Origin of the sequence: uncultured Ferrovibrio sp., assembly GCF_937960835.1 — a bacterium.
Lineage (GTDB): Bacteria > Pseudomonadota > Alphaproteobacteria > Ferrovibrionales > Ferrovibrionaceae > Ferrovibrio.
The window spans coordinates 63,265-87,891 of record NZ_CALGPC010000003.1; the positions used below are offsets into that span (position 1 = coordinate 63,265).

Here is a 24,627-nt window from a genome sequence, read left to right on the forward strand (position 1 = left end):
GACCGATGCACTGCAGCCGACCCTACTCTTCCTGCCTCAACGCTTGCTGCCGCTGGCCGGACCGGTGCCACCGCTCGGCGGATTGCCGACCAGAGCCACCTTGGTGAAGCCGCCCGAATTGATGACACCCATCACTTCCAGCACTTTGCCGTAATTGATCGCCTGATCGCCGCGCACAAAGATGCGGCGGTCGGGCGCACTGCCGGCAATCGCCTGAAGGCGTGGCACCAGCTGGTCTAGCTCAACCGGTGTTTCCTGAAGGTAAATGACGCCCTTGGAATCGACCGTGATGCTGAGCGGCTCGTCCTGGCCCTGGATGGCAGCGGCCTGGGTCTGTGGCAGATCGACCTGCACGCCGACGGTCAGCAGCGGCGCGGCCACCATGAAGACGATCAGCAGCACCAGCATCACGTCGACCAGCGGGGTGACGTTGATGTCCGACATCGGCCGGCGCTTCATCCGGCCGGACCGGCTGCCGCCCTGGAGCTGGATCGCCATCTAGGCCGCCTCCTCGTCGAGCTGGCGCGACATCAGCGCCGAAAACTCGCCGGCGAAACCCTCAAGCCGCACCGACAGCCGGCTGAGATCATTGGAGAACTTGTTGTAGGCCATCACCGCCGGGATCGCGGCCAGCAGCCCGAGCGCGGTGGCAAACAGCGCCTCGGCAATGCCCGGCGCAACCACCGCCAGCGAGGTGTTCTTGCTGGAGGCGATGGCATGGAAGGAATTCATGATGCCCCAGACGGTGCCGAACAGGCCGACGAAGGGCGAGACCGAGCCGACGGAGGCGAGGAAACCGAGATAACGCTCCAGGCGTTCCATCTCGCGGTCAATGGACACGCGCATCACCTGACCAATGCGCACCTGCAAGGAGCCCAGCCCCTGCTTGCCGCGCACCAGTCCGCGCTCGGTGGAGCGACGCCATTCGCGCATGGCAGCCAGGAACAGCACCGCCATCGGATGCTGCGGGCCGGAGATCGACAGCCGGTCATAGAGCGCATCCAGCGAGCCGCCCGACCAGAAATCGGTCTCGAACTTGTCGGTATCGGCGATGACCTTGCGGATCTTGATCAGCTTGTCGAAGATGATTGCCCACGACCAGAAGGAGGCCAGGACCAGCATCAACATCACGGCTTTGACGATCCAGTCGGCCTGGAGGAAGAGCGTCCATAGCGATAAGTCGGAAGCCACTGAAGAGCCCCCGAGCGGCATGGCGCTGACGGTCCTGTCCATACGATTTGGTCCTTCCGTTATAAGTTTCAGATCAACGCGACAAATTTGGTGAAAGTGTGGCGAATATCGCCGCAATTGCCCTCGGAACGCGTGTGGGGCGTCCCTTCTGATCGATACAGGCCAGCTTGACCAAGGCTCGCGCCAGCACCTCTTCCCCGCGCCAAACGTCCTGCTGCAGGCTGACGCTTGCCCCGCGTGATTCGGTGATTGTCGTGAAAACCGTTAATTCTTCGTGCAAGCGGGCGGGCTTGAGGTATTCGATGTTGCAGGCCCGAACGGCGAAGGCGATACCTTCCTCGCCCCGCATCAGGCCAAGCTGGTCGATGCCATGCTGCAACAGCAAGTCGGACCGGGCGCGTTCGATAAAGCGCAGATAATTCGCATAATAAACGATACCCGCGGCATCGGTGTCTTCCCATTGCACCCGTAACGCGTAGCGATGGGCCTGATCAGACATCGTCGTCCTCGTCGCTGGCCAGCAGATCGAGCTGGCTGTCCTGCGGACGCGCCGGCATCGGCAAGCCAAGATGGGCGAAGGCCTGCGCGGTGAGCAGCCGCCCGCGCGGCGTGCGCTGCAGGAACCCCTGCTGGATCAGATAAGGCTCGATCACGTCTTCCAGCGCGTCGCGCGGCTCGCTCAGCGCCGCGGCGATGGTCTCGACGCCGACAGGACCGCCCTGGAAATCACGCGCGATCATGGTCAGGTAGCGGCGGTCCATGGCATCCAGCCCGCGTTCGTCGACCTCCAGCCGCTTGAGCGCCGCATCGGCCTTTACGGCATCCACCAGATCGGCCTTGGCAACGGCAGCGAAGTCGCGCACCCGGCGCAGCAGACGGCCGGCGACGCGCGGCGTTCCGCGGGAACGGCGGGCAATCTCGCGGGCGCCGGAGGCATCCAGGTTGAGGTTCAGCACGCGGGCACCGCGCCGCACGATCAGCTCCAGTTCTTCCACCTCGTAAAAATTCAGGCGCAGCGGAATGCCGAAGCGTTCGCGCAGTGGCGTGGTCAAGAGGCCTGAGCGGGTGGTGGCGCCAACCAGCGTAAAAGGCGGCAGGTCGATGCGTACGCTGCGCGCCGAGGGGCCTTCGCCGATGATCAGGTCGAGCTGGAAATCCTCCATCGCCGGATAGAGGATTTCTTCCACCGCCGGATTGAGGCGATGGATCTCGTCGATGAACAGGACGTCGCGCGCCTCAAGATTGGTAAGCAGGGCGGCGAGATCACCGGCCTTGGCTATCACCGGGCCGGATGTGGCCTTGAAATTGACGCCGAGCTCACGGGCGACGATCTGTGCCAGCGTGGTTTTGCCCAAGCCCGGCGGCCCGTGCAGCAGCACATGGTCCAAGGCTTCGCCGCGCGCCTTGGCTGCCTCGATGAATACCTGCAGATTTTCGCGGGCGCGCGCCTGGCCGATGAAATCGTCCAGGGTCTGCGGGCGCAGATGGCGCTCGAAATCATCGCCATCGGCAGATGCGGCGGAAACGAGCCGCGAGCCCGCTTTGGACCTGTCAGTCATCGCGCCAACTCCTTCAGCCCGGCGCGGATGAGATCCTGCACATTGGCCTTGTCGCCGAGGCTGCGCGCTGCCGCGGTGACCGCGCCGAAAGCCTCAGCCCGCTTGTAGCCAAGATTGACCAGCGCCGAGAGCGCATCGGCCACGGCGCCATTGGCATTCTCCGCATCCGCACCGCCCGGGGGTGCCTGCAAACCCGGACCCAGATCGATGCCGCCGACCTTGTCCTTCAGTTCGGTGACTAGCCGCGCCGCCAGTTTCGGCCCCACGCCGTCGCAGCGGTTCAGCATCGTCTTGTCGGCCGAGGCGATGGCGCGCACCAGTTCGTCCGGCGACAGCGTCGAAAGGATGCCGAGCGCCACTTTGGCGCCGACGCCCTGCACTGTCTGCAGCAGATTGAACCAGCCGCGTTCGGCTTCGGTCGCGAAGCCATAGAGATGGATATGGTCTTCGCGGACATGGGTTTCGATATAAAGCTTCACGGCTTCGCCTGGCCGCGGAAGTGACCGCAAGGTGCGTGCCGAGCAGAAGACCTGATAGCCGACACCGCCGACATCGAGAATGCAGGCGGCATCGGCGACGGAGTCGAGCAGGCCGCTGAGTTTGGCGATCATCGCGCAGCCCGTAAAAGCGCGGCTTCCGCGCTGCGGACGACACGGGCGGAAGCGGCAAAATGCGCATGGCAGATCGCCACCGCCAGGGCATCGGCGGCATCGGCGCCGGTGACGTTCACGCCGGGCAGCAACCGCTTGACCATGGCATGGACCTGTTCCTTGTCGGCATGGCCGGTGCCGACCACCGCCTTCTTGACCATGGTTGGCGCATATTCCGCCACCGGCAGGCCAAGCTGGGCTGGCGCCAGCAGCACGACGCCGCGCGTCTGGCCAAGCTTCAGGGTCGAGGCCGGGTTCTTGTTGACAAAGGTCTCTTCCACGGCGGCGGCCTGCGGCTGCCATTCGGCGAGCAGCAGCGCAAGCGCGTCATGCACGGTACGCAGCCGGTAGGCGAGTTCGTCGTCGGGGTTGGTGCGGATGGTGCCGTGGGCGACATGGCTCAAGCGGTTGCCCTCGGCGAGGATGATGCCCCAGCCGGTGGCGCGCAGACCCGGATCGAGTCCGATGATGCGCATGCGCTCCGCCACTTCGCCTACTGCCCGCCCCCTTTTGCCTGCCGAGACGCTCAGCTGGCGAGCTTCTTCAGCTCGTCGTCCGAGATCTCGAAATTGGCATAGACCTGCTGCACGTCGTCGGAATCCTCAAGGACTTCGATCATCTTGAACAGAGTCTCGGCCTTTTCGCCGTCGATCGGCGTCGTCGTCTTCGGCCGCCAGACCAGCTTGGCCGATTTCGGCTCGCCGAACTTGGCTTCCAGCACCTCGCGCACCTGGGCGAAATCGTCCTGGCTGCAGGTCACGGTATGGCCGTCCTCATCTGACTGCACGTCGTCGGCGCCGGCCTCCAGCGCCCCTTCGAACAGCGCTTCGGCCGAGGCGGCAGAAACCGGGAAGACGATCTCGCCGACCCGGTCGAACATGAAGGCGACCGAGTTGGTTTCGCCCAGGGCGCCGCCGTTCTTGGAGAAAGCAGCGCGGACTTCGCCTGCGGTGCGGTTGCGGTTGTCAGTCAGCGCTTCCACGATCACGGCAACGCCGCCCGGGCCGTAACCCTCGTAGCGCACCTCTTCATAATTGTCCGCCGCGTCGCCGCCGCTGCCGCGCTTGATGGCGCGCTCGACCGTGTCCTTCGGCATGTTGGCGGCACGGGCGGCCTGGACGGCGGCGCGCAGGCGCGGGTTGGTCGCCGGGTCCGGCTGGCCCATGCGGGCCGCGGTGGTCAACTCGCGGATCAGCTTGGTGAAGATCTTGGCGCGCTTGGCATCCTGCGCGCCCTTGCGATGCATGATGTTCTTAAACTGGGAATGGCCGGCCATGACCTTAAACCTATGGCATGAGATAAAGGGCTGTGAACGAATCGGGCATATTTATCATATTTCCGATCATGCGGGCAGCCGAAGGCCGGCCGCCGCTGGCGCCCGGATAAAGCTGACGGGCGATAATTGCAAGCCGCGCGAAGACTGCGGTGGCAGATGCCTTGCTACCGCTCGTTGCAGGCCGCACGCTTGCAGGAAAGAAACACGAACTATACCATCCGCCGCGGCGGCGCACCGGTCTGCCCCGCCAGTTTCCTGACGGGGCGCGCATGCCTGATCTCATGAGTTTGATTGCCGTCCCGCGGGTGGCATCACCGCATTCCTCGGGAGCGCTGCCTGGCTATCCGCAATCCCGCCTGCTGAACGACGCCCATGCCTATTGGCTGGCCTGCCGCTCGGCTGCCGAGATGCCGTCTTGGCGGACGGTCAATACGGCGGCGCTGGACCCATTGCGGCCCCATACGATCCTGTTCGAGGTGCAGCGGGAACCCCTGGATTTCCGCTATGCGGAGATCGGCTCCACGATCCGGGGCATCAGCAATTCCGATCTGACCGGCACGCTGATGAGCGCACTGCCCCACCAGCAGCCGCCCAGCAAGGTCTGGGACCATTTATCCGGCGCAGTGGACGCACGCGCGCCGGTGAAGGGCGTGCTGCCCTATGTCGGAAGGCAGCGGGACATCAACAGCATCTATCATATCGTTCTGCCGCTGGCCGACGACGGCGAAACCGTGGACCGGCTGCTGGTCTGCGTCGATATCGGCCCGTCCTTCCGGCTGCAGGATGGCACCCCGCCCTTTAGTCAGCTGGGCTGAGACAACGGGCCTATAATCGGATCGCCATTGGCGATGGAATTTCGTCGCCGCGTTGGCGCTTCAGTCCTTAAGCGCCGCAGCGACGTGGCGGCGCAGTGCGGGCACGACCTCCGCATCGAACCAGGGCTGGCGTTTGCGCCAGCCGATATTGCGCCAGCTTGGATGCGGCAGCGGAAAGAATTGCGGCGAATAGGCGCGGAAATTCTGCACCGTTTCCGTCATCGTCTTTCCCCGCCGGCGGCCAAGATAATGCGCCTGGGCATATTGGCCGACCAGCAAGGTGAGGCGGATATTGGGAAGTTGCGCCAGCAGACGGCCATGCCAGCGCGGGGCGCATTCCGGGCGCGGCGGATTATCACCGCCCTTCGGATCGCGACCAGGATAGCAGAACCCCATCGGCATGATGGCGATGGTTTCCATGTCGTAGAAACGATCGCGATCCATCGCCAGCCATTCGCGCAGCACGTCGCCGCTGCGGTCATTCCAGGGCAAGCCGGTCTGATGAACTTTGGTGCCCGGCGCCTGGCCGATGATCAAAAGCCGCGCGTTGGGCTTCAAGCGGACCACCGGGCGCGGGCCAAGCGGCAGATAGGGGCTGCACAGATCGCAGCCCCGCACCTGCGCGAGCAGCCTCTGAAGGCGGCCGGTCACGCGCTATAGCATGGCCTGCTGCAGCCGGCCGCCGAGGCGGATCGGCTGGATACGGGTAGCCAGGCCGGTGCGATCATCGGTTTCGACATAGACGGCGCAGAGGGTCGCCTCGCCCATCGCCGGCTCGAAACGGCCGCCGGGCACGCGGCGGGTGAAGCGGTTGAGCGGCTCGGTCTTTTCCATGCCGATCACCGAATTGTAGTCGCCGCACATGCCCGCATCGGTCTGATAGGCCGTGCCGTTGGGCAGGATCTGCGCATCTGCGGTGGGCACATGGCTATGGGTGCCGCAAACCAGCGAGACACGGCCATCGCAGAAGTGGCCCATTGCCATTTTCTCCGACGTCGCTTCGCCATGGATATCGACGACGATGGCATCCGCGCCTGAACCGAGGCGGTATTTCTGCAACTCTCCATCGACGGCCGCGAAGGGATCATCGAGCGGGTCCATGAAAATGCGGCCCATCACCTGGATCACCAGCACCTTCTTGCCGTTTTGCAGCGTGAACAGGCCCGCGCCCTTGCCGGGCGTGCCCTTCGGATAATTCAGCGGCCGCAGCAGGCGCGGATCGCCGTTGATGTAGCTGAGCGTCTCGCGCTGATCCCAGGCATGGTTGCCGAGCACGATGACATCGACGCCGGCAGCATAGAATTCCTCACAGATCTTGCCGGTGATGCCGAAGCCAGCAGCCGCATTCTCGCCATTGACCAGTACGAAATCGAGGCCAAGGCTGCGGCGCAGTTCAGGCACGCGAGCCACAATCGCATCACGTCCGGCCCGCCCGACCACATCGCCGCAATAAAGAAGTTTCACCGGCTCACTCACTTTCCTTAGCATTCTGACCGAATGCGACCGCGCCGCGTTCGGTCACCACCCAATCCAGCATCTCGTCGCCGTCGCCGTGGGGCAGTTCCGCCACCTGCTGTACCGCGAAGGCATAGCCCACGGCCAGCGGCAATTTTGCGCCCGCCGCCCTGGTGCGCCGCAGGGCCCTCAATGTCGTGTCATAATAGCCGCCACCCATGCCAAGGCGATGGCCTTCGCGATCAAAACCCACCAGCGGCACCAGCAGGACATCCGGCTGCAGCGGCGAACTGCCTTCAGGGGGGGCTGGAATGCCATAGGCGCCCGCTGGCGGCACTTGGCTCAGATCCTTGCATAAGCGGAACAGCAGCAGGCGGGAGCCTGTCTGGATCACCGGCAGCACGATCAGCGCGCCCCGGCGCTGAAGCTGCTGCAAAAGCGGGCGCGGATCGAGCTCATCACCCATTGGCCAGTAGCCAGCGACCACCTGACCGGCCTTAACCGGGATCGCCGCCAGGAACCGTTCGGCAGCAAGCTGTGCAATGGCCGCGCCATTGGCGGCGGCGGCTTCAGCGCGGCGCTGCTTGAGCTTGGCGCGGAAACTGGCCTTGCGGGCGTCGGTATCTGGATCGGTGCTAATCAAACGCGATTGGAAAAAAGAAGCGGACGGGCCCGCCATGGCCGTTGGCGTGAGCAAACCTCTGTGGCCTGGCGTACCAGGTGGGCGCCGTATATCCGAAACCACGGTTCCGGTCAGGGACAGCTCCCTCAGAGATGAGCATTGGCCCCAGGGTTATGTATGCCTGACGTACCGGGCAGCACTCCGTCCTAGCCCTTATTTAGGCGCTCTCCAGGCGGGCGGCAATATCCTCCAGGCGTTTTGCCAGGCCAATCAGCGCATCGTTGTCGCCTTGCGCGGTTTTCTGCTCTTCGCGCATGGCGGCGATTTCCTGTTTGATGCTGGCAATATCGCGCTGTGCAGTCTCTAGGTCGTCGGCCAGGGTCAAAGCCGTCATGAGCAAAAGCCGCGCCTCTCCCACCTGGCCAACCAGTGCCGCCAATTCGCGTACCCGCCCATCGATGATCTGCGACAGGCGGCGGACCTGCTCCTCTTCGCCATCGTCGCAGCCGATCGAATAAAGGCGGTTATTAACGGTCACATTCACCTGACCCATGCCACACTCCTAAACTCTCGAAGGCAGTCTGACTGAAAGGCGCAAAGCGCCTGAATCTATTGCCGATGGCTTTAACGCGCCGCCTCGGCATCCAAAGCCTGGCGCAGGCGAGCCATCGTGGCTTCCAGCCTTGCGGCGATGCCCGACTGGAATGCCTGCATCTCGGCGCGCGCGGCCTGAGCCGCTGCCAATTCGGCCTTGAGCGCGGCGACTTCACTCCCGGCAGCGGAAGGCATGGCGCCATCGCCCGATGCCTCGTCCTTACCGCCCGATCCAGCCGCAGCCTCGGCCGCGGCGAGTCGCGTCTGCAAAGCATCGCGCTCGCTTTTTAGCTGAGCGATCTCCCCCTCCAGCGCTTCGATACGCGCATCGTCAGCCTGACCGCTATCGGCCGTATCCTTGCCGGCCCGCTCGGCCTCAGCCTGCATCTGGGCAAGTTCCTGGCGCAACGCATCCACCAGGGCGGCACGTTCCCGCAGACTGGCGGCTTCGTCCTTCGCGGCCTGCAATTCTTCCCGCAGCAGGCGCAGCTCGCTCGTGAGCTGCCCATGCTGGTCCGACAGGCTGCGATAGGCGGCCGCGCGCTGTGCCAGCGCCGCATCCAGACGCCGCACCGCTCGCTCCATGGCGGCTATCGCTGCGGAGGCACCGGATTGCATCAGTTCTTTCTGATAATTGGTCTTGGCTTGTGTAGTTGAGATGGAAGATAAACTTCGTGCCACAGAAGCGTCAACCAAAGCGACCTCCCCTCCAATATCATGCTGTCTTCGTTCACAATGATTTCCGATCCTTGGTTCTATGCCGCCGCCTTTCCGGCGGTATTGATCGTTGGCCTCAGCAAGGGCGGCTTCGGCCCTGGCACGAGCCTGCTTGCCCTGCCGCTGCTGAGCCTGGTCCTGCCGCCCCTGCAGGCCGCGGCGATCATGCTGCCCGTGCTCTGCGCCATGGATCTCGCGGGCCTGTGGGGCTATCGCGGCCTGTGGGACCGCCGGAATATGGCGATCATCCTGACAGGCGCGCTGATCGGCATCCTGATCGGAACCTTGACCGCAGATTATGTCAGCAATAAGGGCGTCCAGATCATCGTCGGCGCCGTCGCGGTCGTCTTCGTACTGCAGAAATGGCTTGGCCGCGGACAGACCGAACCCACCGCGCCCAATGTCGCCAAAGGCCTGTTCTGGAGCGCCTGTTCGGGCTTCACCAGCTTCATCGCCCATGCCGGTGGCCCGCCCCTGCAGATCTATCTGCTGCCTCAGCGGCTGGACAAGACGCTGTTCGTCGGCACGACGGTGGTGTTCTTCGCCGTGGTCAATTACGTCAAGCTGATCCCTTATTGGTGGCTGGGCCAGTTCACGCCGGAAAACCTGGGCACGGCGGCGGTTCTGGCCCCGGTGGCAGTAGCCGGGGTGTATCTCGGCATCTATCTGCACCATAAGCTGAGCGATGCCGGCTTCTACCGCATCGTCTACGTGTTCACCTTCGTCTGTGGACTGAAGCTGCTGGCGGACGGATTCGGCCTGCAATTCCCATAACGTTGCTGGCCAACCCCTTCCGGCCGTTGCCGCGGCCGTACAATTTGTTCTAGCGTGGCGCGCGCCGGGGGGATGGAACCCTCGCACATAGCGCCCAAAGGCTGCGGATACCGGCGCCTGGCGCTCTGAGAGGAACAGCGCATGACGACGATTTACGACCGCGATCTCGATAAAAATCCCGCCAATTACGAACCGCTGTCCCCATTAAGCTTTCTGCGCCGCACGGCCGAGGTCTTCCCCGACCGTCTTGCGGTGATCCATGGCGACTTGCGTTACACCTATGCCGAGCTATACGCGCGCTGCCGCCGGCTGGCCTCGGCGCTGGCACGGCGCGGCATCCGGCGCGGCGACACCGTGGCGATCGTCGCCGCCAACACGCCCGCGCATCTGGAGGCGCATTTCGGTATTCCGGCGACCGGCGCGGTCATCAACGCGATCAACACCCGCCTCGATCCGGCCGCCATCGCTTTCATTCTTGAGCATGGTGAAGCCAAGATTCTGTTCACCGACCGCGAATACAGCGCCGTGGTGAAGGAAGCCGTCGCGCAATCGAAGAACAAGCCCTACGTGATCGACATCGACGATCATCTCTGCACCACGGGCGAGCTGTTCGGCAGCATCGAATACGAGGATTTCCTGAAACTGGGCGATCCCGATTATGCCTGGGCCGGGCCGAGCGACGAATGGGATGCCATCGCGCTGGGCTATACCTCGGGCACCACCGGCAACCCCAAGGGCGTGGTGACACATCATCGCGGCGCCTATCTGAACGCCATGGGCAACGCCGTGACCTGGAACCTGCCCAAGCATCCGGTCTATCTCTGGACCCTGCCGATGTTCCATTGCGACGGCTGGTGCTTCCCCTGGACCATCACCATGCTGGCCGGCGTGCATGTCTGCCTGCGCAAGGTGGACCCGGCCTTGATCTTCGACAGCTTCGTCAATCATGGCGTGACGCATTTCTGCGGCGCGCCGACCGTGCTGAACATGCTGATCAATGCGCCGGCAGAGGTGAAAGCCAAGCTGAAGCCCGGCGTGAAATGCATGACCGCCGGCGCCGCGCCGCCGGCCGCCGTGCTGGCCGCAATGGAGGCCATGGGCTTTGACGTCACCCATGTCTACGGCCTGACCGAAGTCTATGGTCCGGCCGTCGTCTGCGACTGGCATGATGAATGGGACAGCCTGCCCCTGCCCGAAAAAGCAGCGATGAAGGCGCGCCAGGGCGTGCGCTACCACGTCGAGGAAGACGTCACCGTGATGGACCCGCAGACCATGCTGCGCGTGCCTGCCGATGGCCAGACGATGGGCGAGATCATGTTCCGCGGCAACATCGTCATGAAAGGCTATCTGAAGAACCCGAAAGCGACGCAGGAAGCCTTCGCCGGCGGCTGGTTCCATTCCGGCGACCTGGCCGTGCTGCACCCCGACGGCTACATGCAGATCAAGGACCGTTCGAAGGACATCATCATCTCCGGCGGCGAGAATATCTCGACGCTGGAGGTCGAGGGCGTGCTCTACATGCACCCCGACATCCTCGAAGCCGCCGTGGTGGCGCGGCCCGATCCGCATTGGGGCGAGACGCCCTGCGCCTTCGTCACGCTGAAACCCGGCGCGACGACGACGCAGGAGGAGATCATCGCCTTCTGCCGCGAGCGGCTGGCGAAGTTCAAATGCCCCCGCACCGTGGTCTTCGGCGAATTGCCGAAGACCTCGACCGGCAAGATCCAGAAGTTCGAGCTGCGCGAGAAGGCGAAGGCGCTGACCTGAGGTCAGCCCTGAGGTCAGCGCTGACGCCTAAGCCTCAAGGCTCAGCGCCGCGCTTCTCGCGCAGCAGCAAGGATCACTGCTGATAGCGTGTGATCTCTTCCTTAAGTTTCAATTTTTCGCGTTTGAGTTGGGTCAAGCGAACCTGATCGGGCATGGGGCGGTGAATCTCGTCATCGATCTGATCTTGCAACGCATGATGTTTTTCGATGAGAGTGTCGAGATGCGCCGTATTGTTCATCGCATGCTCCTTCTGTCAGTTCGGAGCGCGTCATCCGGCACGGCCTCCCCAGCCCTGGGCGCGGCCGCACCGACACGCGCCTGTTATGATCTAAGCACTGCCCTGTCAGTTTGTCAGCCCCAAAGACAAAATTTCCTTCGGATGTGAGACGATGCGCCGCACAATCAAAACGAGTCGCGCAACAGCGAAGAAGGCAGCGGCAAAATCGGCACCGCCCGCATTGACAGAAACCGTGCCTACCGCGACACGCCGCCGACCGGTCGCTGCAAAAGCTGCCCCCACCGCAACCATGACGATCCGTGCGCCGGCGCAGCGGCGGCTGGTGATTGGGATCACCGGCGCCTCAGGTGTGGTCTATGGACTGCGGCTTTTGGAATGGCTCAAAAACAGCAGCATCGAGGCGCATCTGGTGCTGACCCGCGCTGCGGAAATGACCATCGCTTATGAAACGCCGTATGCGATCAAGGATGTGAAGGCCCTGGCGGCGAAGACCTATCCGATCAGCGATATCGGCGCGGCAATTTCATCGGGTTCATTCCAGACGCTGGGCATGGTGGTGATGCCATGCTCGATGAAGACCTTGGCGGAGATCGCCACCGGGGTGACTTCCAACCTGCTGACACGGGCCGCCGACGTGACCCTGAAGGAGCGCCGCCGCCTTGTGCTGGTGCCGCGCGAGACGCCGCTGCATCTGGGCCATCTGCGCAACATGACTGCGGTGACGGAGATGGGCGCCATCGTGGCCCCGCCGATGCCGGCCTTCTATGCTCAGCCCGAAAGCCTGGACGATCTGGTCAACCACACGGTAGGCCGTGTGCTTGACCTGTTTGGCATCGAAACGACGCTGGTCAAACGCTGGAGCGGCAAGCCGCTCAAGCCGTAAAGGCCGCGCGCAGCAAAGCCGCACCCAACTCACGGGCAGCCTCGTCCCGTGGGGCCAGGCCGTCGAGATAGGCATAAAGATGCGCGGCCGCGGCCATTTCCTCGTCGGCGGTGTCCTGCATCGCCGGACTGAACCGGCTGGCCGCCGCCAGCCAGACCTGGGCGATCTGCTCAAGCCGCAATTCCAGCTGCTTGGCCTCGTCATAGAGCGCGGCCGCCGCGGGCTCGTCGGCCTGCAGATCCTTCAGCGCCCGGCGCGCCTGCCGCAGCGGCAGCAGCGCGGCGTTGACCGGGGCCACCGCCGCCTGGGCGCGGTCCAGCTCGCCTGCGGCCCAGCCGGCGAAGCCACGCCGGGCCCGCCAGAAGCCGAGCAGCAGCATATTCACGTCAGCGCCGAAGCGGTCCTGCAGGGCCAGGCAAGCCTCGGCCACGCCCGGCCGCCCGTAAAGAGCGACGGAAAAACCCCAGAATCCGGCACCCCGCTGGTTGCCGGTATTATCGTCTGCACCCGTGCCTAGCTGTTTCATTCATGCTATGGTTAGGCGCTTTTCCGTGAGGATGAAAGGCGCGGGCCCCGCTCGCGGCTGATGTAATGAATTTGACCGGTCCGATCGACCAAGAGGCCTTGCAGCGCAAACTCGCCGATCTCCGCGCCGAACATCGCGACCTCGACGACGCCATCACTGCGCTGGCCGAGCAGCCAAGCCTCAACCTGATTCAGATCCAGCGCATGAAAAAGCGCAAGCTGGCGCTGAAGGATCAGATCGCCAAGATCGAGAATCTGCTGATTCCCGACATCATTGCCTGACCGCCACACTATCAGGAATGCACGATGATCGGCACCGAGGTGCGATCATCGGAAAATGCCACTACGCGGCTGCCGGCGTGACCCTGAAGGAGCGCCGCCGCCTTGTGTTGGTGCCGCGCGAGACGCCGATGCATCTGGGCCATCGACAGCTGCCGCAGCGTTGATCAGCAGACCCTCGCGGGCGGCTCTGCCCGAGGCGGCGTCATATACGGCGCGACGCCGTTGGTGAGCGTTATGGCCTGATTGATGAAATATCGGATGAAAAAAGAATTTAAAAATATCACGCTGGGAAATTGGGGCAGCTGCGCCAGCGCTGCCGGGCTGCCCACGATGACAAATTCCCGTTCATTCGTAATGTCCTAGGACGCCCGAAGGATATGATCCAGCTGGTCGCGCTCCACTTACGCGCCGCGCTTCTCGATCGTGCGCTTTTCTGCGAGAAGCCGATTGGCCGCGCTTAGAATACGCTCGCGGTCCGCGATCCCAAGCAATCCTGAGACCGGTGCGATCTGCCGCAGATGCGCGCCACGATCACTATCCTCTCGCAACGCGCTGAGGATTGCCGGCGCGCCATCATCGAGCAGTTGCTCCCAGCGATCGATGAAATCATCGCGCATAGAGCGGACCTCGCGATAGCGCTGCAAGGTGCGGCGCATGACTTTCAGCGTCTCGGTCGGATGATCGCGCAGCAGCCGGTCAAGCTCGCTCACCATCAGCCAGGCAACAATATCCTGCCGGCTGAATCGCGCTGTTAGGGGCAGATCCTCGAAGCGGATCCGGTCGAGCGGATCGATGCCAGCATAATCCAGGGGCACCAGCATGCACCGTGTGCGGCCGCGGAACGCCACGCCGATCGGCCGCTTCTCCGCCTGGCGAAAATACCGGGCCGGTCTCCGGTTGAACTCGGTGGAACTGATTGTCTGCATGCTGCACTCGAATTACGTAATTGAGCTATAACTCAATGATATTATTAGCCTCGCGGAAAGCAAAAAATCGCAAGCTGGCGCTGAAAAGATCAGATCGCCAAGATCGAGAATCTGCCGATTCCCGACATCATTGCCTGGCCGCCACACTATCAGGAATGCACGATGATCGGCACCGAGATGCGATCATCGGAAAATGCCACTACGCGGCTGCCGACACGCTGGAACACCAAATTCACCTTCGCATCACCGACGCCGATATCGCTCAGCACCAGGCGGTCGATTGCAGAGGGCAAGGCCGGACGGTGGATATGAATCTCACCGCGTTCGCCATCGATGCGCAGCCCTAAACCCGCTTGCAGCAGCATGAAGATCGCACCGGCCGCCCAGGCCTGCGGCAGGCAGGCGACCGGATAATCGATCGGCGGCTCTCCCTTGGCGCGCGGGAAGCCGCAGAACAGTTCCGGAAGGCGCATGTCGTAATGCACGGCCGCCTCGAACAATTCGTCCAGCAGCCGGATAACGCCATCGCGCTCGCCATACCGCGCCAGGCCTGCCGCGCAGAGCGCTGTATCATGCGGCCAGACGGAGCCGTTGTGGTAGGACATGGGATTGTAGCGGGCCTGGCCGGGCGCCAGCGTACGCACGCCCCAGCCACTGTCGAAAGCCCCGGACAAGATCTGCGCCGTCACCTTTGCCGCGCGATCCGGCACGGGCAGGCCGACATAAAGCAGGTGCCCGGCATTGGAGGCGCGTACACGACACAGTGAACCGTCGCCATCCAGCGCGATCCCATAGAAGCCCGCCTCCGGCATCCAGAAATGATCCTCCACGGCGCGGCGCAGCATCTCGCTGCGCATCTGCCAGCGGCCGGCGGCAACCGCATCGCCGCGCCGCTCGGCCAGTTTCGCCATAGCCGTCAGCGCAGCGAAAACATAGCCCTGCACCTCGACCAGGGCGATCGGCCCCTTGGGATTGCTGCCATCGGCATGGAAGATTGAGTCTTCGCTGTCCTTCCAGCCTTGATTGGCAAGACCCGATGTCTCGCCGCGGGCATAGACGAGGAAGCCCGTAGGCGTCGATTGCATGACCGATTCGATCCAGGACAACGCCGCGACCAAGGCAGGCCAGAGATCCTCGATGAAAGCCAGATCGTTGGTGCGTTCGGCATAGGCGCCAGCCAGCATGATGAAAAGCGGCGTGGTATCGACGCCACCATAGTAGCGCTCGAACGGTACCTCCTGCAGCCGCGGCATCTCGCCCTTGCGGGTTTCGTGCATGATCTTGCCAGGCGCTGAATCGCGGAAGCTGGAGGTTTCCTGGGCCTGATGCTGGGCCAGGAATTTCAACACGCCGCGCGCCAAGGCCGGATCAAACCATAGGGTCTGCAATGCCGTGATGATGGCGTCACGGCCAAACGGCGTGGAGAACCATGGAATGCCGGCATAGGGATAGGGACCAGTCGGCAATTCGCTGGTCAGCAAGGCAAGATCGGCGCGGGATTTATCGAGCCAGGCATTGAACAGGCGGCTGTTGCTGCGCAGCCGCCCGCCGCGCCGCAGTCGCAGACGCATGGCCCGGCGCGCTTTTGCAGCCGCCGCCCGATACCGCACCCTGGATGGCGATGCAGTGCCAGGCATGCTGCCGATTTCGAGGTAGAAGTCGATGCAGCCATTGGGCGGCAGCAGGATCAAAAAATCGGCGCGATCGGCCGTCAGACGGGATGGCGGATGCGAAAAGGCAATGCAGGTGGCGCGTTCCAGGCCATCAAGGCCTTCATAACGGAAGGTCACGCCGGCATTTTCGACCTGTACCGGCAACATGCGACCGCGGCGCTGGCGCATCTGGCCGCGCACCTCGAACATGTCGAAAAAATCGGCACCGAAACGAAAGCCCAAGGGCAGAGCTGCTTCGCGGTCGCTGTAATTGACGCAGCAGATGCGCTCATACAACCGGGCATCCCACAGAAACCGGCTGCGTTCGATATGGATTACGCCTTCGGGAAGGGAGCGGCCACCCAGCGGCGGCAATGGCCGGTTGGTGACATGGGCGGTGAAGAAGATGTTATCGCGGCTGATCGCGGCACTCAGCAGTGACGGGCGTTCGCCTGCCAGCGTCAGCCGGAAATCGGAGAGGATGCGGGTATCGTTATGGAACAGCCCGTCGCCTTCGCCGAGAATATTTCCGTAGGCATCGGCAATAATGAAGGTGTCGCCCTCTTTAAGCGCATAGAGCCGGTTGGGAACGCGCGGTTCGGCGACGGTTTTCTCCTGGCTCTGCGGAACTGCAGCGGCGGGCGACAATCCTTGCGACATGGGATACTCCGACGCTTCCCCCCTTTTTCCCAGCAAGGCTAGGCGCCGGCCGGCATGCCATCTGCAAGGAGACCGATGGATGCCGGCCTGGCCGGAGCCTGACGACGATTTAGGCTGTCTGCATCAAAGCAGGAGTGCTGGCGGCATCGTCGAGGCGGCCAAGGCGCCAATAGAGTTCAAGATATTGCCGCGCCATGACTGTCGCCGAGAAGCGCAGCTCGAAGGCACGCCGGATCTGCCGGCGGTCCAGCTGGCCGATCTGCCAGACCGCCGTGACCGCATCCTCTTCGGTATCGATGATGCGACCGGTCAAGCCATCCTCGACCACTTCCGGAACTGAGCCGCAATTCCACGCCACCACCGGCGTGCCGCAGGCCATGGCTTCAATCATCACCAGACCGAAGGGCTCGGGCCAGTCAATTGGGAAGAGCAGCGCCAGCGCATTGCCCAGGAAATCGGATTTCTGCGCATCGCTGATCTCGCCGATATACTGGATCAGCTTTCCGTCTATCTGCGGCTCGATCACTTCGCGCCAATAGACGCGGTCGGCAGCATCGATCTTGGCGGCGATCTTCAGCGGAATGCCGGCGCGCCGCGCGATCTGGATGGCGCGGTCGGGACGCTTCTCGGGCGAAATCCGGCCCAGGAAAGCCAGATAGCCGCCGCTTGGCTGCGCCGTGAAGCGATACAGATCGATCGGCAGGCCATGGTGGACGGTGCCGATCCAGTTGGCGAAGGAAAGCGGTGCGCGCTGGCTGTTGGAAATCGAAACCAGCGGATAATACGGCCAACGCTTGTAGGCGAGGTCGAGATCCTTCATGTCGAGCCGCCCGTGCAGCGTCGTCACGGTGCGCTCGGCAATGTCCTGGAAATACGGGAAATGCAGAAGATCGACGTGGAAATGCAGCACATCGAATTGATCCGCACGCCGCCGCACCTCATGCAGCATCGAAAGATGCGCGGCGATGTCGGATTTCAGCGCTTCGGGGTCGAGGCGGATCGCCTGGTCGCGAACCGGAACAAGCTTGGCTTTGGTGACAGCGTCGGCGCTGGCGAATAATGTGACCTCATGTCCGAGATCGACCAGCGCGTCGGCAAGATAGGCCACAATGCGCTCGGTGCCGCCATAGAGCTTCGGCGGCACCGCCTCGTACAGAGGGGCGATTTGCGCAATTTTCATACGAATCTCCTCCTTCCTCCTAGCAGCCTGTGGTCGCCTTCGCCGGACGCGCGGCAAGCGCTGCCCCAGGTAAACACCTGACGGAGGAAATCGGATCATTTTGGGCGGAACCCGCAGCAAGCCGCCAGCGGGGTAGCCGCGCTTGCCGTATCCTCCCTCGAGCAACACGGGCAACGAAGCCGCTCGGGCCGCGCGCTCTATAGCCGCGTCAAAGCCCGGCAGCCGGGATGCGGGGCATCCCCGGCGGCGCAGAGATAAGCACGGTTTGCCATGGTTCAAGAGGTCGGCGATCCGCCGCACCCGCGACGAGAGAATCAGAAGCGATCGATCTCAGCCGAGCAAACGCAGGATTTCTGCCGCTGCCGTGCGACCGGAGATCCACGCGCCCGTTGCCGAGCCAACCCATTCGGACGGCGCGAAAGCCTCGCCGGCAAAAACCAGCCGCCGCTGGCCGCTGCGAGCCGCGTTGCGGCGAGCGATCGAAAAGCCGGGTCGCGCTGCTGCAACGGCGCCACGGCTATAGGGTTCCGCCCCCCAGCGGGAGGCAATGCCTTTGATGAAACGGCGATCGATCTCCTCGCCCAAAAGGGCTTTGAGCTGCGCGCGGGCGGCGTCGATCATCGCGGCCTCGCCCTGCGTTTCCAGCGCCCGCGCATAATCGCCGCCAACCACAGCGACGGCGACCGGCTGCGCCTGCACATTCAGGCGGAACAGCATGGGGCCTGTGCCACGCGCAGCACCGGCATCGACCCGCAGAAGCACCTGGGTATTCACCGGCGCTTCGAAGCTGCCCGGCTCATAATGCAGCGCAATGCGGTTGAGCAGTCCCATGGAGAGCCGGCGTAAGGCATCGCGCTGTTCCGCCGGCAATGCGGGCTGGAAGACCAGATCACTTTGCTGCAGCACGCCGATCGGCACCGTCACGATGCAGGCGGCGGCGCGGACCTGGCCCAGCGCCGTGGCAACCGTAGCGCCGCTGTCACCCCATTCGATGCGTGTCACGGGATGCGACAGATACACAGGCAGACCTTCGGCATAGGAGGCCAGCCAGGATCCCATGCCACCAGGCAGCCAGGCATCGTTGCCGGTGCCGGCCAGCCGCGGCACATCGATGGCAGCCACCTGGCCAAATTCAACGCCGATATGCAGCGGGCCGGCCAGCGCCCGGGCCGTATCGGCCCAGCGGGTATCGGTGCCATTGCCATTGAACTTCACCCGGCTGGCCAGCGCGACATCGACGCGCAGGGTCTGCGCATCCACGATGGCGTCGTCTACCCGGTCGTACAAGCTGCCGAGCGCGTCGTAATCCAGGCCGGAGGCCTCGCGCACACCATCGCGCGTGCGATCGAACAACCAGAAATCGCCATCATCGGCCTGCAGCTTGACCTCGCGGCGGCGCAAGTCGGCGACCAGCGGATTGATATCGGCCGAACGCAAAGAGGCAGCACCGAGATCGACGGGGAAGCCAAGCCGCACCGTATCGGTCCAGATACGGCCGCCGATGCGGTCGCGCGCTTCCAACACAGCGACGCTGCGGCCGCGTTCAGCCAAAATGCGCGCGGCAGCAAGGCCGGCAATCCCAGCACCGATGATGGCAACATCGACGCTGCCCGGCAGAGCGGGTTGGGGGTGTGTCTGTGCAAGCGCAGTGTCGCGACGCGGCCATAACGGCAACGCTGCCGTCGCCAATCCTCCTTGGATCGCCCTTCTGCGCGATATGCCTGCCATTGCGCTATTATGCCTGCATGACTGCCGGAATGGGAGGGCTTGCAGCCCGGTCCAGGGCGCGGCCTGCCCGATACGACACCAGATAGATTTAAAGCCGGGCCGCGATGCGGCCCGGCTTGGTCGTCTTGACGGTGCAACGGCGCGTTACTTGGCGAAAGCCTGACGCAGTGCGCTGTTCGCCTGGCTGATCGCAGCGGACGTGGCCGGGCTGTCGGCAACGCCATGCAGCATGACGAAGTCGTGGATCGTGCCGTTGTAGCGCGTCGAGGTGACGGTTACGCCAGCTGCGGTCAGCTTGCGGGCATAAGCCTCGCCTTCGTCGCGCAGCAGGTCATTCTCAGCGACGATCACGGTCGCGGAAGGCAGGCCCTGCAACTGCTCGACCGATGCCTTCAACGGGAAAGCGAGGGCATCGTTACGCACTTCCTTCGGATAGTAGGCATCCAGGAAGTAATGCATCGCATTGGTCGTCAACCACGGACCGTTGCCGAAGGCCGTGTACGAGCCGTTCTGCGAGACGTCGTCGGTCACCGGATAGAACAGCACCTGATGGCTGATCTTCGGGCCGCCGCGCTGCTTGGCCAGCAGGGTCACCGCCGCCGCCATGTTGCCGCCGGCTGAGTCACCCGCGACCGCGATGCGCGATCCGTCGACATTCAGCGCCTTGGCATTATCCACCACGTACTTGGTGGCGGCATAGGCTTCCTCGTTCGGCACCGGATACTTCACCTCAGGCGCCCGGTGGTAGTCGACGAAGATCACGGCGGCCCGAGCACCGACGGCGATCTCGCGGATCAGGCGATCATGGGTATCCTTGCCGCCCAGCACCCATCCGCCGCCGTGAAAGTACATCACAGCAGGCAGGGCTTCGCTGACGCCTTCAGGCCGCACGATCCGGAGATCGACCGCCCCTAGCGGGCCGACCGGGATGGTGAGGTCCTGGATGCTCGCCGGCTGCTTGGCGACCGGGCCGGCCTGGGCGCCGGACAGGACCTTGCGGGCCTCTGCCGGGCTCAGCGTATAGATGGGCGGGCCACCGGCTGCGGTAACGGCGTTCACGAAGTTCTGGCTGACCGGATCGAGATTGGCGGCCTGGGCTCCGGCCTCCCCGGAGATGGCCAGGGCAAGGCCGGCGACCAGGGCGGTAGTGGCGACAAGCTGGCGGGTTTTGCGTGCGATAATCATGACTTAGCTCCGTGATCTGTTGGTTGGCGGTGTCTGGCTGGTGGGCCAGGTGTCCGTCACCGGACAGGAGTTATTTATCGTGATAATTAGTCGCTTGATAATTGATTTCTCCGAATACCTGCTATGAATTTATCGCAGGCGATAATTTATCACGCTATATAATAATGGGCACAAGACAGGAGCTATTGTCATGACGGGACCCAAATCCCCCTCCCCCGACCAAATGCTGCGTTTGGACAACCAGCTCTGTTTCGCCATTTATTCGACGGGGCTGGCCTTCAACCGGCTTTACAAGCCCATCCTGGACGAGATGGGCCTGACCTATCCGCAATATCTGGTGATGCTGGCGCTGTGGGAGCAGGACGGCCAGACCGTCGGCGCCCTGGGCGAAAAGCTGTTCCTGGAGTCGAGCACGCTGACGCCCCTGCTCAAACGTCTGGAGACAGCTGGCTATGTGAAGCGCAGCCGCAACCCGGAAGACGAGCGCCAGGTGCAGATCACCCTGACCGAAACCGGCCGCGCGCTGAAGGACCATGCCCTCGTCTGCCCGACCACGGTGGTGCAGGCCTCGGGACAAAGCCTGAGCGCGTTGATGGAATTGAAGGAAGCGGCGGTGAAGCTTCGCGACGCCTTCAATGCCTACAATGCAGGACGCTGAATGGTCTTATGCTTCCGAACGGAAGGAGTGGGCGGAGAAGACGCCGAGCACTTTCAGCGAGCGGCTGAAATACTCCAGTTCCTGCAGCGCCAGATCGACATGACGCTGGGCCGGATGACCGTCGATCTCGGCATAGAATTCGGCAACCTTGAAGCCATCGGTCAGATAGCTTTCCAGCTTGATCACGTTCACGCCGTTGGTGGCGAAGCCGCCTAGCGCCTTGTAAAGCGCGGCCGGCACGCTGCGCACCTTGAACATGATGGCGGTGATGCAGCCGCCTTTGTTCGGATCAGGATCGCGGCGCTGGCGCTCCAGCTTGATGAAGCGCGTCGTATTGGTGTGATTGTCCTCGATATCGGCGCGCAGGATCTGCAAACCGTAAAGCTCGCCGGCAATGGCCGAAGCAATCGCTGCCTCTTCGGGATTGTTGCGCTCGGCCACGTCCTTCGCCGAACCAGCCGTGTCGCTGGACACCACAGGCTCGATGCCAAGATCCTTGATCAGCCGTCGGCATTGCGACAGCGCCTGCACATGACTGTAGACGCGCTTGATGCTTTTCACCGTGGCCGATTTCGGCGCCAGCAACTGATGGCGCACACGTAGGAAATGCTCGGCCGTGATGTACAGGCCGCCGGTGGGCAGCAATTGGTGGATGTCCGCCACGCGTCCAGCAGTGGAATTCTCAATGGGGATCAGTGCGCAGGCTGCCTTGCCGTCGCGCACTGCAGAGAAGGCATCCTCGAAGGTCGCACAGGGCAGCGGTGCAAATTCGGGCAACGCCTCGCGGCAAGCCAGATGCGAATAGGCGCCCGGCGCGCCCTGAAACGCCACGACCGTTGCGGGATCGGTGGCATCGGTGGCGAGATTGGGCGCGAGAGCGGACGCGGACATGCGAATAACTTCTTTTTTAGATCGGAAAATGCGGATATGGCCTAGCGGCCCGTCATGACCTGGCGGATGCGATCGAGGTCAGAAGGAGTATCGACCCCGAGCGGAAGGGTGTCAACGACAGCCGCCGCGATGCTCATGCCGTTCTCCAGCGCGCGCAATTGTTCGAGCTTTTCGCGCTGCTCCAGCGGCGCTGGCGGCAAGCTGACGAAACGCTCCAGCGCCGCACGGCGATAGGCATAGATGCCGATATGATGCCACAGCGGCCCCTCGCCAGATGGCACCGGGCGGCGGCTGAAATAGAGCGCGCGGCCAATGGTCGCGCCCGACTGAAGGCTAAGCACCGCCTTCACGACATTCGGATCGTCAATCTCGTGGCTTTCGACAATGGGGGTCGCCAGGGTGGCGATGTCGAAGGCAGCATCGGAAAGCGGACTGAGTGCGGCGCGCACCACCTTGGGGTCGATGGCCGGCAGGTCGCCTTGCAGGTTGATGACAGCATCATGGCGCCGCTCGGGGTCCAGCTTGGTCAGCGCCTCATAAATGCGATCCGAGCCCGAGGGATGGTTGGGATCGGTCATCACCGCCTCGCCCCCGGCCGCCCGGACGGCATCGGCGATGGCGGCATCCCCGCAGGCCACGGCGACCCGGGAGAAGCCAGCTTCCTGCGCGCGGCGCAGGCAATGCACGATCATCGGCAGGCCATGGATGTCGGCCAGCGGCTTGTTGGGCAGGCGGGTGGAGGCCAGCCGCGAGGGGATCAGGACGATGGGATTCTGCGGTAAAGAAGCAGTCATGGCGGCTCGGCGAAAAGCGGGACGGGACAAGCGGTTGGCGGCGACTCGAGACAGAGCCACAGGGTGCGGCACTTCGCCGCAGCCAGCGCTGGCGTCAGCTCTTATCGTGCCGATATATACGGGTTGCGAACGGTCCGGGGAAGCCGCTAATGTGCAGCGCGTTTTCGGGCCGTTTCGGGCCCTTTTGCCCATGCTTTCCTGCCGTCAGGAGTGACTTCAAGATGGATAGTTTCGAGCTGAACAAGATGATCGGCGCAGTGCTGTTCTGCCTGCTCATCATCATGGGTGTGAATCAGTTCGGCAACATCGTGGTCAAGCCAAAGCCGCTGGCTGAAGCCGCCTACAAGATTGAAGTCGCCGAGGAAGCCGCGCCGCAGGGCGGTGCTCCGGCCGGCAAGCAGGAAGATGCCGATCCGCCGGTGGCCGAGGTCCTGGCCAAGGCCGATGTCGAGGCCGGCAAGAAGGCGTTTTCGAAATGCGCCGCCTGCCATACTGCTGAACAGGGCGGTGCTGCCAAGGTTGGCCCGAACCTCTTCGGCGTTGTCGGCGCCAAGAAGGGCCATATGGACGGCTTCGCCTATTCGGACGCTCTGAAGAAGACCGAAGGCGACTGGACGTATGAGAATCTCTACGCCTTCCTGAAGAACCCGAAGGCCTATGCCCCGGGCACCAAGATGGCCTATGCCGGCTCGAAGAGCGCCACCGAACGGGCGAACCTGATCGCCTATCTGCGCTCGGTGTCGCCGAACGCGCCGCCGCTGCCGAACTAAGACATGATGTTGGCGACAAGGCCGGGGCTGTCGAAATGAGCGACATCCCGGCCTTTTCCATGTCTGCCGATGCGCTGGTGGCTTTTGCCAACCGGCTGGGCGATCTGGCCCGCGATGCCATCCGCCCGCATTTCCGTAAACGCATCGAAATCGAAAGCAAGGCCGACGCCTCGCCGGTGACCATCGCCGACCGTGCGGCGGAAGCCGCGATGCGTCAGGCCATCGAGGCGGAATATCCCGATCATGGGATCTATGGCGAGGAGTACGGCCATGCGCGGCCGGATGCGCCCTGGCAATGGATCCTCGATCCGATCGACGGCACCAAGAGCTTCGTCACGGGACTGCCGATCTTCGGCACGCTGATTGCGCTGACCTATGAAGGCCAGCCGGTGCTGGGCGTCATCGATCAACCGATCTTGAGCGACCGCTGGCTTGGCGCGCTGGGGCGCCCGACTACCTATAACGGACAGCCGGTGCGCGCGAATACCGGCACCGAGCTCAGCGGGGCCGCCGTGATGACCACCTATGTCGATCTGTTCACCGACAGCGAAAGCGCGGCCTTCAATCGCTTGCGCAAGGCCTGCCGGCTGAATCGGATGTCGGGCGACTGCATCGCCTATGCGATGATCCCGGCTGGTTTTGCCGATATCGTGCTGGACGGCACGGTGCAGCCCTATGATTACGCTGCGCTGATTCCGGTGATCGAAGGCGCTGGCGGCCTGATTACCGACTGGGAAGGTCGGGCTCTGGACACCAAGAGCCCGGCGCGGGTGCTGGCTGCCGCCAATCCTGCGCTGCATGCGGCAGCGCGCGAGATACTCAGCGGAGCATAAGC

Annotated in this window: 30 protein-coding genes, 1 other RNA gene and 1 pseudogene; 9 read left to right on the forward strand and 23 right to left on the reverse strand. The window is 63.4% G+C overall.

Annotated features, from left to right (window positions below):
• Positions 1-36: 36 nt before the first annotated feature.
• From tolR to Q0603_RS02650, 7 genes are read right to left on the reverse strand one after another with little or no spacing between them, the layout of a single operon-like run.
• Entirely contained in the window at positions 37-498 is a 462-nt protein-coding gene (tolR, locus tag Q0603_RS02620; RefSeq protein ID WP_298721627.1) for a protein TolR, read from the reverse strand.
• Entirely contained in the window at positions 499-1,233 is a 735-nt protein-coding gene (tolQ, locus tag Q0603_RS02625; RefSeq protein WP_298721630.1) for a protein TolQ, read from the reverse strand.
• Positions 1,234-1,264: 31 nt separating this feature from the next.
• Positions 1,265-1,690 carry a YbgC/FadM family acyl-CoA thioesterase gene (locus Q0603_RS02630; RefSeq protein WP_298721632.1) on the reverse strand — a complete coding sequence of 142 codons (426 nt, stop codon included), beginning with the start codon at positions 1,688-1,690 and terminating at the stop codon, positions 1,265-1,267.
• Complete coding sequence (gene ruvB / locus Q0603_RS02635) at positions 1,683-2,750, reverse strand: Holliday junction branch migration DNA helicase RuvB (RefSeq protein WP_298721634.1); 1,068 nt, start codon at positions 2,748-2,750, stop codon at positions 1,683-1,685. Before ruvB ends, Q0603_RS02630 begins: the two co-directional genes overlap by 8 nt.
• A complete protein-coding gene (gene ruvA / locus Q0603_RS02640) occupies positions 2,747-3,361 on the reverse strand; it encodes a Holliday junction branch migration protein RuvA (protein WP_298721636.1) in 615 nt (204 codons plus the stop codon). The genes ruvB and ruvA overlap by 4 nt, the downstream gene beginning before the upstream one ends.
• Entirely contained in the window at positions 3,358-3,876 is a 519-nt protein-coding gene (gene ruvC / locus Q0603_RS02645) for a crossover junction endodeoxyribonuclease RuvC (RefSeq protein ID WP_298721639.1), read from the reverse strand. Before ruvC ends, ruvA begins: the two co-directional genes overlap by 4 nt.
• 50 nt (positions 3,877-3,926) lie before the next feature.
• Positions 3,927-4,676, reverse strand: coding sequence for a YebC/PmpR family DNA-binding transcriptional regulator (locus Q0603_RS02650; protein WP_298721642.1), 750 nt, complete (start codon positions 4,674-4,676; stop codon positions 3,927-3,929).
• 281 nt (positions 4,677-4,957) lie between these two features.
• Here Q0603_RS02650 and Q0603_RS02655 point away from each other — a divergent pair, with 281 nt between their 5' ends.
• Positions 4,958-5,491 (forward strand): hypothetical protein, encoded by a 534-nt coding sequence (locus Q0603_RS02655; RefSeq protein ID WP_298721645.1) that lies wholly within the window; start codon positions 4,958-4,960, stop codon positions 5,489-5,491.
• A 60-nt stretch (positions 5,492-5,551) separates the two neighbouring features.
• Here the strand turns inward: Q0603_RS02655 and Q0603_RS02660 are convergent, their stop codons facing one another.
• From Q0603_RS02660 to Q0603_RS02685, 6 genes are all read right to left on the reverse strand, one after another.
• Entirely contained in the window at positions 5,552-6,142 is a 591-nt protein-coding gene (locus Q0603_RS02660; RefSeq protein ID WP_298721648.1) for a uracil-DNA glycosylase family protein, read from the reverse strand.
• Positions 6,143-6,145: 3 nt separating this feature from the next.
• A complete protein-coding gene (locus tag Q0603_RS02665; RefSeq protein ID WP_298721651.1) occupies positions 6,146-6,955 on the reverse strand; it encodes a TIGR00282 family metallophosphoesterase in 810 nt (269 codons plus the stop codon).
• 4 nt (positions 6,956-6,959) lie between these two features.
• Positions 6,960-7,589, reverse strand: a complete 630-nt coding sequence (locus Q0603_RS02670; RefSeq protein ID WP_298721654.1) for a 5-formyltetrahydrofolate cyclo-ligase — start codon at positions 7,587-7,589, stop codon at positions 6,960-6,962.
• Between the two features lie 29 nt (positions 7,590-7,618).
• Positions 7,619-7,765, reverse strand: a non-coding RNA gene (gene ssrS, locus Q0603_RS02675) — 6S RNA.
• A 20-nt stretch (positions 7,766-7,785) separates the two neighbouring features.
• Positions 7,786-8,121 carry a cell division protein ZapA gene (zapA, locus tag Q0603_RS02680; protein WP_298721656.1) on the reverse strand — a complete coding sequence of 112 codons (336 nt, stop codon included), beginning with the start codon at positions 8,119-8,121 and terminating at the stop codon, positions 7,786-7,788.
• Between the two features lie 71 nt (positions 8,122-8,192).
• Complete coding sequence (locus Q0603_RS02685) at positions 8,193-8,747, reverse strand: hypothetical protein (RefSeq protein WP_298721659.1); 555 nt, start codon at positions 8,745-8,747, stop codon at positions 8,193-8,195.
• A 132-nt stretch (positions 8,748-8,879) separates the two neighbouring features.
• Between Q0603_RS02685 and Q0603_RS02690 the strand changes: the two genes are divergently transcribed.
• Positions 8,880-9,653 carry a sulfite exporter TauE/SafE family protein gene (locus tag Q0603_RS02690; protein WP_298721662.1) on the forward strand — a complete coding sequence of 258 codons (774 nt, stop codon included), beginning with the start codon at positions 8,880-8,882 and terminating at the stop codon, positions 9,651-9,653.
• Between the two features lie 141 nt (positions 9,654-9,794).
• On the forward strand, positions 9,795-11,420 hold the full coding sequence (locus Q0603_RS02695) for an acyl-CoA synthetase (RefSeq protein ID WP_298721665.1): 1,626 nt from the start codon (positions 9,795-9,797) through the stop codon (positions 11,418-11,420).
• Between the two features lie 73 nt (positions 11,421-11,493).
• Here Q0603_RS02695 and Q0603_RS02700 read toward each other — a convergent pair whose 3' ends face one another.
• Together Q0603_RS02700 and Q0603_RS02705 are read right to left on the reverse strand one after the other, a co-directional pair.
• Positions 11,494-11,658: a YdcH family protein gene (locus Q0603_RS02700; RefSeq protein WP_298721668.1), complete on the reverse strand. Its 165-nt coding sequence runs from the start codon at positions 11,656-11,658 to the stop codon at positions 11,494-11,496.
• Between the two features lie 105 nt (positions 11,659-11,763).
• Positions 11,764-11,949 carry a hypothetical protein gene (locus Q0603_RS02705; protein ID WP_298721671.1) on the reverse strand — a complete coding sequence of 62 codons (186 nt, stop codon included), beginning with the start codon at positions 11,947-11,949 and terminating at the stop codon, positions 11,764-11,766.
• Here Q0603_RS02705 and Q0603_RS02710 point away from each other — a divergent pair.
• Positions 11,948-12,541, forward strand: coding sequence for a UbiX family flavin prenyltransferase (locus tag Q0603_RS02710; protein ID WP_298721674.1), 594 nt, complete (start codon positions 11,948-11,950; stop codon positions 12,539-12,541). The two genes, Q0603_RS02705 and Q0603_RS02710, sit on opposite strands and share 2 nt — an antisense overlap.
• Here the strand turns inward: Q0603_RS02710 and Q0603_RS02715 are convergent.
• Positions 12,531-13,067 (reverse strand): TIGR02444 family protein, encoded by a 537-nt coding sequence (locus Q0603_RS02715; RefSeq protein WP_298721676.1) that lies wholly within the window; start codon positions 13,065-13,067, stop codon positions 12,531-12,533. The genes Q0603_RS02710 and Q0603_RS02715 overlap by 11 nt on opposite strands.
• Positions 13,068-13,132: 65 nt before the next feature.
• On the opposite strand from Q0603_RS02715, the gene Q0603_RS02720 reads away from it, so the two are divergent.
• Entirely contained in the window at positions 13,133-13,348 is a 216-nt protein-coding gene (locus Q0603_RS02720) for a DUF465 domain-containing protein (RefSeq protein WP_298721679.1), read from the forward strand.
• 68 nt (positions 13,349-13,416) lie between these two features.
• A pseudogene (locus Q0603_RS02725) lies at positions 13,417-13,491 on the forward strand (flavoprotein); the annotation flags it as partial.
• Between the two features lie 258 nt (positions 13,492-13,749).
• Here Q0603_RS02725 and Q0603_RS02730 read toward each other — a convergent pair.
• From Q0603_RS02730 to Q0603_RS02750, 5 genes are all read right to left on the reverse strand, one after another.
• Positions 13,750-14,274 (reverse strand): hypothetical protein, encoded by a 525-nt coding sequence (locus Q0603_RS02730; RefSeq protein ID WP_298721681.1) that lies wholly within the window; start codon positions 14,272-14,274, stop codon positions 13,750-13,752.
• Positions 14,275-14,423: 149 nt separating this feature from the next.
• Positions 14,424-16,586: an amylo-alpha-1,6-glucosidase gene (locus Q0603_RS02735; protein WP_298721684.1), complete on the reverse strand. Its 2,163-nt coding sequence runs from the start codon at positions 16,584-16,586 to the stop codon at positions 14,424-14,426.
• Between the two features lie 109 nt (positions 16,587-16,695).
• On the reverse strand, positions 16,696-17,766 hold the full coding sequence (locus Q0603_RS02740; protein ID WP_298721686.1) for a glycosyltransferase family 4 protein: 1,071 nt from the start codon (positions 17,764-17,766) through the stop codon (positions 16,696-16,698).
• A gap of 330 nt (positions 17,767-18,096) precedes the next feature.
• Positions 18,097-19,440 (reverse strand): NAD(P)/FAD-dependent oxidoreductase, encoded by a 1,344-nt coding sequence (locus Q0603_RS02745; protein WP_298721689.1) that lies wholly within the window; start codon positions 19,438-19,440, stop codon positions 18,097-18,099.
• 198 nt (positions 19,441-19,638) lie between these two features.
• On the reverse strand, positions 19,639-20,679 hold the full coding sequence (locus tag Q0603_RS02750; RefSeq protein ID WP_298721692.1) for an alpha/beta hydrolase: 1,041 nt from the start codon (positions 20,677-20,679) through the stop codon (positions 19,639-19,641).
• Positions 20,680-20,869: 190 nt separating this feature from the next.
• On the opposite strand from Q0603_RS02750, the gene Q0603_RS02755 reads away from it, so the two are divergent.
• Positions 20,870-21,337: a MarR family transcriptional regulator gene (locus Q0603_RS02755; RefSeq protein ID WP_298721695.1), complete on the forward strand. Its 468-nt coding sequence runs from the start codon at positions 20,870-20,872 to the stop codon at positions 21,335-21,337.
• A gap of 6 nt (positions 21,338-21,343) precedes the next feature.
• Here the strand turns inward: Q0603_RS02755 and Q0603_RS02760 are convergent, their stop codons facing one another.
• Together Q0603_RS02760 and Q0603_RS02765 are read right to left on the reverse strand one after the other, a co-directional pair.
• Positions 21,344-22,228 (reverse strand): prephenate dehydratase, encoded by an 885-nt coding sequence (locus Q0603_RS02760; protein WP_298721697.1) that lies wholly within the window; start codon positions 22,226-22,228, stop codon positions 21,344-21,346.
• Between the two features lie 41 nt (positions 22,229-22,269).
• Positions 22,270-23,022: a 3-deoxy-manno-octulosonate cytidylyltransferase gene (locus Q0603_RS02765; RefSeq protein WP_298721700.1), complete on the reverse strand. Its 753-nt coding sequence runs from the start codon at positions 23,020-23,022 to the stop codon at positions 22,270-22,272.
• A 221-nt stretch (positions 23,023-23,243) separates the two neighbouring features.
• Between Q0603_RS02765 and Q0603_RS02770 the strand changes: the two genes are divergently transcribed.
• Both Q0603_RS02770 and hisN read left to right on the forward strand, forming a co-directional pair.
• Positions 23,244-23,792: a cytochrome c family protein gene (locus Q0603_RS02770; protein ID WP_298721702.1), complete on the forward strand. Its 549-nt coding sequence runs from the start codon at positions 23,244-23,246 to the stop codon at positions 23,790-23,792.
• A gap of 35 nt (positions 23,793-23,827) precedes the next feature.
• Positions 23,828-24,625, forward strand: a complete 798-nt coding sequence (gene hisN / locus Q0603_RS02775; protein ID WP_298721704.1) for a histidinol-phosphatase — start codon at positions 23,828-23,830, stop codon at positions 24,623-24,625.
• Positions 24,626-24,627 lie beyond the last annotated feature (2 nt).